The organism is Glycomyces lechevalierae (genome assembly GCF_027622945.1).
Taxonomy (GTDB): domain Bacteria; phylum Actinomycetota; class Actinomycetes; order Mycobacteriales; family Micromonosporaceae; genus Glycomyces; species Glycomyces rutgersensis.
Window position 1 is genome coordinate 510,007 of sequence record NZ_JAPZVQ010000003.1, and the last position, 13,242, is coordinate 523,248.

Below are 13,242 nucleotides of genomic sequence, written 5' to 3' on the forward strand. Positions count from 1 at the left end.
CCGGGGAGGCAACCGATCCGCCGCCCGGCCGGATCGCCCCCGCCGATCGGCGGGTTTCGGGGGGACCGCGGCCGCCGAAAGGGGCGAACGGTGGCGCAGACGTGCTACCAATCGTCACAGCGCATCAGCGCTCTCGAAGCGCGTCACCGAGGAGGCCGCATGATCCGGGTACTGGTCGTCGACGACGAGGCCCTCATCCGCACCGGCTTCCAGCACATCCTCAACGCCGCCGGGGACATCGAGGTGGTCGCCGCCGTCTCGGGCCGCCAGGCCCTCGGCGAGGTCGGGCGGCTCCACCCGGACGTCGTGCTGCTCGACATCCGCATGCCGGACGTGGACGGCCTCACCGTGCTCGAGCGGATCCGCGCGCTCCCCAGCCCGCCGATCGTCGCCATGCTCACCACGTTCGACACGGACGAGTACGTGGCCGCCGCGCTGCGCATGGGCGCGGCCGGGTTCCTCCTCAAGGACACCGACCCCGAGCACCTGGCCCTCCAGGTGCGCACGCTCGCGGCGGACGGCGTCGTCCTCTCCCCGAAGGTCACTTCCACTGTGGTGGACGGCTACCTCGCCGGGCGCGCCCCGGACGGGGGCCTCATCGGGCGCCTGAGCGCCCGCGAGCGCGAGATCCTCGTCCTCCTCGCGGACGGCCTCTCGAACGGCGAGATCGCCGCCCGGCTCTACCTCGGCGTGGGCACCGTCAAAGACCATGTGAGCGCGATCCTCACGAAGCTCGAGGTCTCCGGCCGCGTCCAGGCCGCACTCGCGGCCGAGCGCGCCGGGCTGCTGCGGGACCGGCGGTGAACCGGCTGCAGCGCTGGTGGCGCCCGTGGATGACGGACACGGCGATCGTCGCGGTCGCCGCCGCCGACCTCTGGTTCACGTACTGGTGGACGGTCACGTCGTGGCAGATGGCGCTCACCGCGCTCGGGGTCGCGGCCCTGTTCCTGCGCCGGCGCTGGCCGCTCGTCGTCTTCGCGCTGACCCTCCCGGGCGCGTGGCTGGTCGGCCAGTCCGCGGCCGCGCTCGTCGCGCTGTTCACGTTCGCGGCGATATCGCACCGCCGCCGGCTCATCTCGGTCTGCGCCGTCGTTCTCGCGGTCTGCATGATCTGGCCGGTCGAGGGCGCCGGCGAGATCGTGATCGACTCCTGGTGGCTCGCGTACGCCGCGTACGCGCTGGCCCCGGCCGCCGCGGCGGCGTTCCTCGGCCAGTTCGTGCAGGCCCGCCGCGAGCTCTCGGCGCGGCTCGTGGAGATCACCGAGGCGCGCGAGCACGAGCAGTTGATGACGACGCAGAAGGTCCTGTCCGAGGAGCGCGCGCAACTGGCCCGCGAGATGCACGACGTGGTGTCGCACCAGGTCAGCCTGATCGCGGTCCGCGCGGGCGCGCTGCAGGTGAGCACCCCGGACGCGGAGGCGAAGGAGGCGGCCGCGACGATCCGGATGCTGAGCGTGCGCACCCTGGACGAGTTGCGGCACATGGTGAACGTGCTGCGCGCGGGCGGCTCCGGCCCGACCGACCTCGCCCCGCAGCCGACCCTCGCGCAACTCGCCGACCTCGTGGCGGGCAGCGGCATCGAGGCGACCCTGCGCATCGGCCCGCACCCCGCGCTCGACCCGCCCGCCGAGCGCGCGATCTACCGCACCGTGCAGGAGTCGCTGACGAACGTCCGCAAGCACGCGCCGGGCGCCGGCGCCGAGGTCGTGCTCGCCCACGACGGCGGGGCCGTCACCGTCACGATCACCAGCACCGCGCCCACCCGCCCCACCGTGCCGCTGCCGAGCTCCAAGCACGGCCTCCTCGGCCTCCACCAGCGCGCCGCTCTCCTCGGTGGCACCCTGACCTGGGTCGCGACCCCCGACGGCGGCTGGCGCAACACCCTCACCCTCCCGGTCTGACCGGTTTCCAGGCCCGCCGGGTCGGGTACCTCCCGCGCATGTCGACGCAGACGATGCACATCAACGGGCACGATCTCAAACTCTCCAAGGTCGAGAAGGAGCTGTTCCCGCGCGACCACGTGAGCAAGGGCGACATCGTCGGGCACTACCGGGCGGTCGCGTCCGCGATGCTCCCGCACCTGGCCGACCGGCCGCTCACGCTGCGCCGCTTCCCGGACGGGATCGACGAGTCCGGGTTCTTCCAGAAGCACGCCTCGGACTACTTCCCCGACTGGGTCCGCACCGAGACCATGCGCGCCGACGAGGGCACGGTGGACTACACCGTGTGCGACGACGAGGCGACCCTCGTCTACCTCGCGAACCAGGCCGCCATCGAGTTCCACGTCTGGCTGTCCACTATCGACAAACCGGATCACCCGGACCGGCTCGTGATCGACCTCGACCCGCCCGACGGCACCCCGGTCGCGGTTCTGCGCGACGTCGCCCGCCGCGCCCGCGACCTCTACACCGAGGTCGGCCTGACGCCGTTCCTGCAGGCCACGGGCGGCCGCGGCTTCCACGTCGTCGCCCCGCTCGACCGCTCCGCCGACTTCGACTTCGTGCGCGACTTCGCCACCGACCTCGCCGACCGCCTCGCCGCCGCCGACCCCGACCACCTGACGACGGCGCAGCGCAAGCAGCGGCGCGGCGACCGGATCTTCCTGGACTGCAACCGGAACGCCTACGGCCAGACGTTCGTCTGCCCGTACTCGATGCGCGCCCGCCCCGGCGCGTCCGTCGCCACGCCCCTCGACTGGGCCGAGCTCGGCCGCGCCACCCCGAACGGCTTCAGCCCCGCGTCCGTGCGCCGGCGCCTCGCCCGCAAGACCGACCCCTGGACCGGCATCGACGATCACGCCGCCTCCGCCGCCGACGCCCGCGAACGCCTTCTCGCCCTGGGGGACTTAGCTCCCTTGGCAGAGCTCCCTCGACCCAGCCCCCTCGACCGAGTCCCTCGACCCAGCCCCCTCAACCCAGGCGGCCCGCGACGCCCCGCATTAAGATCGAGCCGTCACCCCCTCCGTGCCGATCCCCAAGGACGCGCTTTGCAGACTCCCGTGGATACCGAGGCCCCGGCCCGCTCGCGGCGGCGCTGGCTGCGCCCGGTCGTCATCACCCTCAGCGTGCTCCTCGTGCTCGCCCTCGGCGGCCTCGGCGCGGCCGGCTGGTACTTCTCCGGCGAGGTCATCGATGTCAACCACGACGACGACCCGTACGACCTCACCGTCGTGGCCGCGGACGACGCCACCGTCACCCTCCCGAACACGAAGGCCAGCGCGCTCCCCGGCACCTGGGGCCTCGCCTGGGAGGACGGCCGGGCCGTCCTCGGCGACACCGTCAGCGAGGACGCCGAGACCGTGACCCGCGAAGTCCAGGTCCTCTACGGCGACCTCGCCGAAGGCACCGCCGCCCGCATCGACAAGTGGACCTACGGCGAGGACCCGAAGACCGGCCTCGGCCTCGACTTCACCGACGTCGACGTCCCGACCGGCCTCGGCGACATGCCCGCCTGGTTCGTCCCGAGCACCGTGGTGAACGAGAACGCGGACACCTGGGTCATCACCGTCCACGGCCGCAACGCCGCTCCGCGCGAGACCCTGCGCGGCGTCGGCCTCTACGCCGAGCGCGGCTACCCCGTCCTCGCCGTCACCTACCGCAACGACGAAGGCGCCCCCAAGGCCCCCAGCGGCAGGCACAGCCTCGGCGAGTACGAGAGCGACGACGTGCTCGCCGCCGTCGACTACGCGCTGGCCAACGGCGCCAAGGACGTGATCCTCCACGGCTGGTCCATGGGCGGCGCGATCATCGCCACCGCCTACCGCCACATGGATGACCCGTCCGTCGTCAAGGGCCTCGTCTTCGACTCGCCCGTCATGGACTGGAACTCGACCCTCGACATGCAGGCCGCCGACCGCGACGTCATCGACCCGATCACGTGGGCCGCCAAGCGGATCGTCGAGTTCCGCGCGGACATCGACTTCGACGACCTCGACCAGCGCAACTTCGCCGCCGACTTCGACCTGCCGATCCTCCTGTACGTCGACACCGCGGACGCCACGGTCGATCACACCGCGACCCTCGACTTCGCCGGAATGCTCGACCCCGCGCAGACCACCGTCATGGAGACCGCGTCGGGCCACACCGCGTCCTGGAACGAGGACCCGGACCGCTACGAAGCGACCCTGGAGTCCTATCTGGCCACCCTCTGACGGAGCGAAAATTCCGCCGTTGACCAGTGCATCCGCGGGTTCTCGCAGCGGAGAGAATGTCGTACCCCGGGCGTAGAGTCGTTGTAGAGCACGACGAACGGAGTGGATGCATGAACGTCACCCCAAACCCGCGCACCGACCGCCGCTACCCCCGCGGCCTCACCAACCGCGACCTCGCCCTGATGGTGCTGGAGGAGGCCGACCGGGCCGACACCGCCGAATCGCACGTCGAGGCGCTCGCGCCCGCCGCCGAGTCCTGGCACCGCCTCGCGTCCGCGCGCGGCACGTTCTCCGCCGCGGACGCGGCGAAGATCCTCTCCCGCGACCCGGCCATCGCCCTCGGCCAGAACCGTCTCTTCAGGACGCTCGAGGACCTCCACTGGGCGTACCGCCAACGGCGCGACCGGGCCTGGCGCGCCCGCCAGTCCGCCGTCGACGCCGGCTGGCTCACCGAGATCCCGCAGTCCCACCACCACCCGCGCACCGGCGAGCTCCTCCTGGACGCCCCGCAGCTGCGCATCACCCTCAAGGGCCTCGCCGAGCTCCGCCAGCGCCTCGGCACGTCAGAGCCCTTGCCGCTCAAGGCGCCTCGCGACAACGACCGCGCCCGCCCGGACGACAACCGCCCGTAGCCGCGAGTGGGCCCGATCGCCGCCGCAGGCGATCGGGCCCGGCCCCCGCACGCCCCCTGCGAGACTGGCCCCGTGAACACCCGCGCGATCGCCACGGACCTCGACGGCACCCTCCTCGCCCCCGGCCGCGTCCTCACCGAACGCTCCCGCCTCGCGCTGCAGGCCGCCCGCGCCCACGGCATCGCCGTCATCGCGGTCACCGCCCGCCCGCCCCGCGTCTTCGACGAATGGCCCGCCCTCGCCGCCTCGATCGACGCCGCGATCTGCTCCAACGGCGCCCTCGTCTACGCCCCGGCCCGCCGGGAGATCGAGACCTCCCGCACCCTCGCCCCCGAAACCGCTGCGGCCGTGGCGAAGACGCTCCGCGCCGCCCTCCCCGGGGTCAGGATCGCCGTCGAGACCGGCTTCACCGTCGTCGCCGAACCCGGATACGCCAAAGTGGACACGGTCGGCGACAGGCGCCTCTTCACGGGCACCTTCGACGAGGTCTTCACCGCCGACCCGATCGTCAAACTCCTCGTCCACGACGCCCGCGGCAGCGCCGACGCGATGCTCGCCGCCGCCCGCGCCACCGCCCTCCCCGGCGTGCACCTCACCCACGCGGGAGGCGAAGGCCTGCTGGAGATCACGGCCGCCGACGTCTCCAAGGCCACCACGCTCGCCGCGTGGTGCGCCGCGCGCGGCATCGCCGCCGCCGAGGTGGTGGCGTTCGGGGACATGCCGAACGACGTGCCGATGCTGCGCTGGGCCGGCCGCTCCTTCGCCGTCGCCGGCGCCCACCCCGAAGCGGCCGCGGCCGCCTCGGACCGCTGCGGCCCGTGCGACGACGACGGCGTGGCCCGCGCGATCGAGGCGATACTGGCCGCCTGACAGCGGCCTCCGCCGGGACCTCGAACCGGCCCCGCCTCACATGACCTTCGGCACCAATCTGCACAAAAACCTGGGACATTCTCGGACAAACAGTCAGATGCGAGAATAATTTCCGCGCTGGCCGGGTGCAATGGGGCGGGAGTGCTGTAAGGTCCAGAGGCCACCTCGGTTCAAAGCAATGCGAACCGGAGTGGTGAAGCGCCAGCAATGGCGGCAATATCAGACCGCGTGACGGCGAAGTGCGAAGGGATGCGAATCCCGGTTTCACGGCCGTCGGTCTGAGCATCAACACCAAGGATATTTCAGCATGGCGCAAGGCACCGTTAAGTGGTTCAACTCGGAGAAGGGCTTCGGCTTCATCGCTCCGGAGGGCGACGGCCCCGACATCTTCGTTCACTTCTCCGCGATCACCGGCAACGGCTACAAGTCGCTCGAAGAGAACCAGCGCGTTGAGTTCGACATCGAGCAGGGCAACAAGGGTCCGCAGGCCGCTAACCTGCGCGCGCTCTAGCCTCCACAGCTCTTAAACACGAAGCCGCTGCCCTTCATCGAAGGACAGCGGCTTTCATGGTGTCCGGGGGTCATTCGGCCACGGAGATCACGATGTTGCCGCGGGCGTGGTGGCCCAGCATGTGCGCCACCGCCTGCGGCGTCTCCTCCAAGGGGTAGGTCCGGTCCACGACCGCCCTGATCTCGCCCGAGGCGAGCATCCCGCCGACGGCCGTGAGGTTCTCGCGGTCCGCGATCGAGGGGGAGAAGCGCACATCGGCCCGTCTGGTCAGCCCGAGGAGCTTGGCGCGGGCCATGCGGCCCAGTCCGGCGAGCAGGCCCCCCGAGTTCCCGACGCTGTTGGGGATGAGCACCCCGCCGGGCGCGAGCGCCCGGGCCGTGCGGCTCGGCGGATGATTCAGGACGTTGTCGAGAATGACGTCGTACCGTTCACCCTCCCGGGTGAAATCGGTTCGCGTGTAATCGATGACGTGCTGCGCACCGAGCCCGCGCACCAGATCGGCATTCGCGTTCCCGCACACTCCGGTGACCTCCGCGCCGAGGTTCGCGGCGATCTGCACGGCGAAAGTCCCGACGCCGCCGGAAGCGCCGTTCACGAGCACCTTCATTCCTTTTCGGATATTCGCGGTGTCCCGCATCGCGCACAGCGCGGTCACGCCCGACATGACCGAAGCGGCCGCGTCCTCGAATCCGACTCCGGCCGGAATCGGCACGAGCTGATCCGCGGGTACGGCCGTGTACTCGGCGAATGCGCCCGCCGTCACCATCGAACTCGTCCACAGCGATCCGAACACGGCGTCGCCGACGCTCAGCCCCGTCACCCCGCTGCCGACTTCGGCGACGACCCCGGCGACATCGCTGCCGCGCACCACGTTCGGGTGCCGCCGCACGCCGCCCTGGAGCCGCAGCACGTACGGGACGCCGGCGATCGCGATCCAGTCGGGGGTGTTGACGCTGCTGGCCCGCACGCGGACGAGCACCTGGTCCGGACCGGGCGCCGGCCGGTCGATCTCCTTGAGCGCGAGCACTTCCTCGGGCGGCCCGTAGCGCTCCTGGACGATGGCTCTCATGGATCCTCCTCAGTAACCTTACCTTGTAAGACACCATAGGCTTACATTGTAAGTCTGTCAAGCACGCGAGTGTCCCCACCAGCGCAAACAGGGATCAAACAGGTCTTAGACCTTGCCCCGCAACCGCTCCAGGCCGTCCAGGATCAGATCCAGCCCGAACTCGAACTCGGCCTGGTAGTCGCACCAGCCGAGCAGCGCCCCGCCGTGCGAGGCGTCCGCGATCATCGCCACCAGATGCGGCACCGCCTCGGCCATCGCCGCCAACGCCTCCTCGGGAGCCTCCATCCCGTCCGGCTCGAACAGCTCCTGCGAGAACCCCAGCGCCCGACTTCCCAAGGCGTGCAAAGCGCGATGGCCCAGCTCGTAGCTGAACCCGCCGCGCACCATCAGGCCCAGCACCCCGTCGTAGTACCGCGCCACCGCCAGGCTCGTCCCGGTCCGCGACTCGAACACCCCCGGCGCCCACGGATGCCGCACCAGCACCTCCCGCGCCGCCAGCACCCGCATCCGCATGGCCGTGCGCCAGTCCTCTTCCGGCGCAGGCGCATCGAGACCGGCCACGGCCTCCTCGATCTCGCCCATGACGACCTCGACCAGCCCGTCGAGCACCGCCTCCTTGTTCGCCACATGGTGGTAGAGCGACATCGCCTCCACCCCGAGCGACGCCGCCAGGCTCCGCATCGTCAGGCCCGCCGTCCCGCGCTCGTCCGCGATCGCCACCGCGGCCCGCAGCACCCGCTCCCGGCTCAACCCGGCCTCCGCAGCCATCGCCACCCCCTCCCGGCGAACGTACCGTACAGCGTAAGCCGCGGAGGCCGCCAACGCCGCCGCACGAAAGGCCCCCTGCCGGGACCGGCAGGGGGCCTTTCGCCGTGCGCCTAGGTAGCAGTCCGCTGCGGACCGTTCAGTCCTCGTTCGCGATTTCGCATCGCGGCCTCTCACCGCGCCATACGATCAGCGCCATGCTCAGCGACTACGCACACCTTGACGCCGGCACGCTTCACGTGGACGGCGAACACCCGATCGACGGGCGAGTGCACTTCCGCATTCCGAACGATCAGGGCGCCGAATTTCACACGGAACCCCTCACACAAGAACAAGCGACGACCGTCAACGCCGGCGGTATGACCTTGACGTTGCTGCACGGGGACACGGAGATCGAGATCGGCCCGGAAGCGCTCGTCATCGGTGCCGCGGTGAAGGCGGGCGATGAGGTTGTACAGCTGCACCCCAGTGGCCCGGAAGGATGGCCGCTCGACCTCTAACGCCGCCCTCACCCCAGGCTGGCTAGCGGCCTCGGGCGAGCGCTCCCTGGCGTCCCGGCCGGTCGTGGACGCTACTCGGCGTCCCGTCGCGCCGATGACCGACAGCAGGTGCAGCTTCTCGGCGCTCTCCGTGCCGGGCGTCGCGGTGTAGACCAGGAGCGCGTGCGCCTGGCCGGGGTCGACCAGGCGCTGGCACGCCAGCTCCAGGGCCCCGACCTCGGGGTGCACGAAGTGCTTGGTGTCGTGCGGCTTGATCCCGATCTCGTGCGCGTTCCAGGCGCGCGCGAACTCCTCGCTCTCGTCCAGGAGCAGTTCGACCATCCCGGCGGCGCGCGAGCCGGGCCCGCGGAGGGTCGCGATCTCGCGGAGGCCCGAGGCGTACATGCGGGTCATGAACGCGTGCTCCTCCTTCGCGTACCGGGCCCGGGTCGCCGGGTCGGTGAACCAGCGGTAGCCCAGGCTGCGGGAGGGCCCGGTGTAGCGGGTCAGATCGCCGTGCAACGCGACGCCGAGTGCGTTCTGCCGCAGCGTCTCCCCGAGTTCCGTCACGATCTCGGCGGGCGTGTCGCCGAGGCGGTCGAGGACGCGCAGGAGCCCGGGGCCGATGTGCTCGCCCGATCCGCTGCGGGCGGGCGGGTTCTGGCCGGCGAGGCGGAACAGGTGGTCGCGTTCGTCCAGTGACAGGTGCAGGCCCTGCGCGATCGAGGCGAGCATCTGCGCCGACGGCTGCGGGCCGCGCTCGCGTTCGAGCCGCGAGTAGTAGTCGGTCGACATGTGGCACAGGGCCGCGACCTCCTCGCGGCGGAGCCCGTTCGTGCGGCGGCGCGGACCGCGGGGGAGGCCGACGTCCTCGGGTTGGAGCGCCTCGCGGCGCCTGCGGAGGAACTCGGCCAGTCCGGCGCGGTCGATCACGGTGTGCCCTCTTCTCTCGGTGCTGCCTCGTTTCTACCGCCTCCGCCCGGCCGCATCCACGGATCGTCGATCCCACCCTCACGCCCGCACGGGGCGCCCGCGGGAGCCGGGGATCGGGAAGTCCTGGATACGGCCCCGGCACCGATCTACGGTCCAAGGCGAGACCCGAAGCAAGGAGCACCGCCATGGCACGTCGACCGATCGACATCACCCTCCCCGACCTGGCCGGCAAGCGCGCCCTCGTCACCGGCGCAAGCGACGGGATGGGCCTGGGCATGGCCGAGCGCCTCGCCGCGGCCGGCGCCGAGGTCGTCATGCCGGTGCGCAACTCCCGCAAGGGCGAGGCCGCGGTCCTGAGCATCCGCGAGCGCGTGCCGGGAGCCGACGTGTCGCTGCGCGTCCTCGACCTGTCCTCGCTCGAATCCGTCGCCGCGCTCGCCGACACCCTCCTGTCTGAGGGCCGCCCGATCGACCTCCTCATCAACAACGCCGGGGTGATGACCCCGCCCGACCGCCAGACGACCGCGGACGGCTTCGAGCTCCAGTTCGGCACCAACCACCTCGGCCACTTCGCGCTCGTCGGCCGGCTGCTCCCGCTCCTGCGCGCCGGGCGCGCCCGCGTGACGTCACAGGTCAGCATCGCCGCGCGCCGCGGCCGCATCAACTGGGACGACCTGAACTGGGAGCGGAGCTACGACGGCATGCGCGCGTACGAGCAGTCGAAGATCGCGTTCGGCCTCTTCGGCCTCGAACTCGACCGCCGCAGCAGAGCGCACGGCTGGGGGATCACCAGCAACCTCTCCCACCCCGGGGTCGCCCCCACGAGCCTCCTCGCGGCCCGCCCCGAGCTCGGCCGCAGCAGGGACACCGTGGGCGTGCGCGTCATCCGCGCGCTCTCGGCCCGCGGCATCCTCCTCGGCACCGTCGAGTCCGCGAAACTCCCCGCGCTCACGGCTGCCGCCAGCGGCAGGCCCGGGGCGCTCTACGGCCCGAAGGGTCCCGGCAACCTCGGCGGGCCGCCCGCCGAGCAGCGCTTGTACGCACCGCTGCGCAGCACCGAGGAGGCCGCGCGCGTCTGGGAGGCATCGGAGCGCCTGACCGCCACCGTCTTCTCGGCGGCCTGACCGTTCGCGGTCCTGGGCATCGTCGAAGTCAGCCTCAAATGTGAATCTTCATTCGTGCCCGAGTCGATGGGTCCCGAGTTAGAACCGGAGGAAGTCCCGGATGGCGAGCACGGCCCCGGCCCGGGCCCATTCCGAGAACTCGAACGGCTGGATGTCGAGGGCGATCGGCGCTTCGCCGGGCTGGCGGCCGGCTGCGATCGCGGCGTCGAATTCGTCGCGGGCCAGCTCGGTCACCGCGATGCCGTCGCCGGTGATGACGATCTTCTCGGGGTTCATAGTGTTCGCCAGTGTCGCGACCAGGACGCCGAGCGCGTGCCCGGCGTCGCGGAAGGCCTGCCGGGCGGCGGGGTCGCCGCCGCGCGCGAGCTCGACGACGCCGGCGTAGTCCAGGCCTGGGGCGCGCAGCGCGCCGACGATCGCCGCGTTCGCGAGGTACGAGACCAAGCAGCCGCGGTGCCCGCGCTCGCACCGCGGACCGCTCGGGTCGACCGGCAGGTGCTCCAGGTTCCCGGCCCGCCCGTTGGCGCCGGTCACGACCTTCCCGTCCACGACGATCCCCACGCCGATGCCGGAACCGATGGCGATGAGCACCATCGACTCGTACCCGGCGCCGACGCCGAACCAGTGCTCGGCCGCGGTCAGGGCGCGCACGTCGTTCTCGGCGGCGGCGCGCAGCCCCAGCCGCTCGCCGACGAGATCGGCCAGCGGCACCTCGCTCCAGCCGAGGAACGGCGATTCGAGCACGATCTGGCGGTCGCCCTTGGACACCACGTCCCCGGCGAGGCCGATACCCGCCCCTTCGATCCCGGGGTACTCGGCAGACAGGCGCTCGCAGACGCCGCCGATCTGCGCGACGGCGTCCTCCACCGATCGTGAGGTGAGGGGTTCGTCGTACTCGACCAGGGCCTGCGCGGCGAGGTCGGTGACGACGGCGTAGAGCCGGTCGCCGGTCAGCTTGACGCCGAGGAATTGTCGTCCTTCGGGCCTGATGCGCAGGACCTCGCTGGGCCGGCCGGTGGCCCCGCGCAACTTGACGGGGCCGTCGGCGACCAGGCCCTGCTCGATGAGCGCGCGCGTGACGCGAGTAAGGCTCGCGCGCGACATGCCGAGCTCCCGGGCTATCTCCGCGCGCGACTTCGGCCCGTGAATCAGCAGCTCCCGCAGGGTGCTGCGCTCCAGCCCGCTCAGCGGGACCGCGGGCGCCCGCCCCTTGGCCGCCGATGTCTGATCCATTGCGCTCTCCTCGGCTGGTTCCTTTGGACCGTCCATAACCGGTTGGAGCGCCGAGCCTTCGGTCCGGCGCTCCTCCCACTCATGAGAATCGGTTATTGGATGGTCCATTGCTGGCTCGAGGTGCCGCTGCAGGTCCAGAGCGCGATCTTGGTGCCGTTCGCGGTGCGGCCGCCGGGGGTGCCCAGGCAGAGGCCGTTGTGGACGTTGGTGATGGTGCCGTCGGTGTTGACGTTCCAGCGCTGGTTGGCGCCGCCGGCGCAGTCCCCGATCACCGCTTTCGTGCCGTCTGCCGTGCCCGCGTTCGCCGCTCCGAGGCATTTGCCGTTCACGCGCAGCTCGCCCTCCGCGGTGTGGGTGAACGACTGGGCGGCGCTGGCGTTGCAGTCCGCCAGCACCGCTCGTGTCCCGTTCGCGGTCCCCGAGCCGGGGATGTTCACGCAGCGGTTCGAGGCCGCTCCGACGATCTCGCCGGCGGCCTGGTCGGTGGACGCGATGCCGAAGAAGCGGAGCGTCTCCAGGGGCTGGTGCGGGACGCCGTGGTCGACGCCTTCCATGCTGACCGCTTCGACCAGGGCCTGGCCGTCGGTGGCGCCGTAGCGGGTGCGGGTCCAGTTCGGCTCCGGGTGGTCGGTGAACTCCGGTGTCAGGTCGGTGCCGTTGACGTTGGTCCACTGCTCGATCTGCTCCCCGAAGTTCGGGTAGTAGAGCGCCTGGTCCTCGGTGCCGTGGAAGATCTGCATGCGCGGCCACGGCCCGTCGTAGCCGGAGTTGACAGTGCGGACCGCGTCGCCCCATTCCTGCGGGGTGCGGTCGATCATCCCGGTCGCGCAGGTGCTGTTCCACATCGAGCCGTCGTCGGTCGCGAAGCAGGTGTACGGCACGCCGGCGTAGACCGATCCGGCCTTGAAGACCTCGGGGTAGACCCCGAGCAGGACGTTGGTCATCATCGCGCCCGAGGAGATGCCGGTGGCGAAGACCCGGTCCGGGTCGGCGCCGAATTCGGCGATGGCGTAGTCCACCATGGACTTGATGCTGACCGAGTCGCCGCCGGTGCCCGAGAGCGACTCCGGCGAGGAGACGTCGAAGCACTTGTACTCGCGGGCCACGTTCGGGTAGACGACGATGTAGCCGTACTGCTCGGCGAGTTCGTCGAACTGGAGCCAGTCGTAGAGGTTGGTCGCGGACCCGGTGCACCAGTGGTTGGCGACGACGATCGGCGGGTTCGGCGCGAGGTTGTCGGGCACGTACACGTACATCTCGAGGCCGCCGGGGTTGTCCCCGAACTCGGTGATCTGCGTGAACTGCGCCGCGGCGTGGGCCGCTTTCGGGGCCGTGAAGACCGCGAGAGCGGACGCGATCGCGAGCGTGATCGCGAAGACCGCCGCTGCGTTGCGGCGCCATTGCATGACTGTGGACAAAGGCTTGATCCTAACTCTGGAGGGGAACGCGGTGCAGGTGGCGAACCTGCGCGGGCCG

General features: G+C 71.2%; 11 protein-coding genes and 1 pseudogene. 7 read left to right on the forward strand and 5 right to left on the reverse strand.

Going from position 1 to position 13,242, the window contains the following annotated elements; all coding sequences use genetic code 11:
* Nucleotides 1-159 precede the first annotated feature (159 nt).
* The 6 genes from O2L01_RS08700 (at nucleotide 160) to O2L01_RS08725 (ending at nucleotide 6,163) form a co-directional block, all read left to right on the forward strand.
* Nucleotides 160-804, forward strand: a complete 645-nt coding sequence (locus O2L01_RS08700) for a response regulator (RefSeq protein ID WP_270121515.1) — start codon at nucleotides 160-162, stop codon at nucleotides 802-804.
* Complete coding sequence (locus O2L01_RS08705; protein ID WP_270121516.1) at nucleotides 801-1,901, forward strand: sensor histidine kinase; 1,101 nt, start codon at nucleotides 801-803, stop codon at nucleotides 1,899-1,901. Before O2L01_RS08700 ends, O2L01_RS08705 begins: the two co-directional genes overlap by 4 nt.
* A gap of 38 nt (nucleotides 1,902-1,939) precedes the next feature.
* Complete coding sequence (ligD, locus tag O2L01_RS08710) at nucleotides 1,940-4,150, forward strand: non-homologous end-joining DNA ligase (RefSeq protein WP_270121517.1); 2,211 nt, start codon at nucleotides 1,940-1,942, stop codon at nucleotides 4,148-4,150.
* Between the two features lie 110 nt (nucleotides 4,151-4,260).
* Nucleotides 4,261-4,782 carry a phage antirepressor KilAC domain-containing protein gene (locus O2L01_RS08715; RefSeq protein ID WP_270121518.1) on the forward strand — a complete coding sequence of 174 codons (522 nt, stop codon included), beginning with the start codon at nucleotides 4,261-4,263 and terminating at the stop codon, nucleotides 4,780-4,782.
* A 72-nt stretch (nucleotides 4,783-4,854) separates the two neighbouring features.
* Nucleotides 4,855-5,652 carry an HAD family hydrolase gene (locus tag O2L01_RS08720; protein ID WP_270121519.1) on the forward strand — a complete coding sequence of 266 codons (798 nt, stop codon included), beginning with the start codon at nucleotides 4,855-4,857 and terminating at the stop codon, nucleotides 5,650-5,652.
* Nucleotides 5,653-5,959: 307 nt separating this feature from the next.
* A complete protein-coding gene (locus O2L01_RS08725; RefSeq protein WP_205324737.1) occupies nucleotides 5,960-6,163 on the forward strand; it encodes a cold-shock protein in 204 nt (67 codons plus the stop codon).
* A gap of 70 nt (nucleotides 6,164-6,233) precedes the next feature.
* Here O2L01_RS08725 and O2L01_RS08730 read toward each other — a convergent pair whose 3' ends face one another.
* The 3 genes and pseudogenes from O2L01_RS08730 to O2L01_RS08740 all read right to left on the reverse strand — a co-directional run.
* A complete protein-coding gene (locus O2L01_RS08730) occupies nucleotides 6,234-7,232 on the reverse strand; it encodes an NAD(P)-dependent alcohol dehydrogenase (protein WP_270121520.1) in 999 nt (332 codons plus the stop codon).
* A gap of 105 nt (nucleotides 7,233-7,337) precedes the next feature.
* Nucleotides 7,338-8,000 (reverse strand): TetR/AcrR family transcriptional regulator C-terminal domain-containing protein, encoded by a 663-nt coding sequence (locus O2L01_RS08735; protein ID WP_270121521.1) that lies wholly within the window; start codon nucleotides 7,998-8,000, stop codon nucleotides 7,338-7,340.
* 584 nt (nucleotides 8,001-8,584) lie between these two features.
* A pseudogene (locus O2L01_RS08740) lies at nucleotides 8,585-9,409 on the reverse strand (helix-turn-helix transcriptional regulator); the annotation flags it as partial.
* A 185-nt stretch (nucleotides 9,410-9,594) separates the two neighbouring features.
* Between O2L01_RS08740 and O2L01_RS08745 the strand changes: the two are divergent.
* The gene (locus O2L01_RS08745; RefSeq protein ID WP_270121523.1) at nucleotides 9,595-10,533 is read left to right on the forward strand and encodes an SDR family oxidoreductase; all 939 of its coding nucleotides are present in this window, start codon (nucleotides 9,595-9,597) and stop codon (nucleotides 10,531-10,533) included.
* Between the two features lie 78 nt (nucleotides 10,534-10,611).
* Here the strand turns inward: O2L01_RS08745 and O2L01_RS08750 are convergent, their stop codons facing one another.
* Together O2L01_RS08750 and O2L01_RS08755 are read right to left on the reverse strand one after the other, a co-directional pair.
* On the reverse strand, nucleotides 10,612-11,766 hold the full coding sequence (locus tag O2L01_RS08750; RefSeq protein ID WP_270121524.1) for an ROK family transcriptional regulator: 1,155 nt from the start codon (nucleotides 11,764-11,766) through the stop codon (nucleotides 10,612-10,614).
* A gap of 92 nt (nucleotides 11,767-11,858) precedes the next feature.
* The gene (locus O2L01_RS08755; RefSeq protein WP_270121525.1) at nucleotides 11,859-13,184 is read right to left on the reverse strand and encodes an extracellular catalytic domain type 1 short-chain-length polyhydroxyalkanoate depolymerase; all 1,326 of its coding nucleotides are present in this window, start codon (nucleotides 13,182-13,184) and stop codon (nucleotides 11,859-11,861) included.
* Nucleotides 13,185-13,242: the final 58 nt, after the last annotated feature.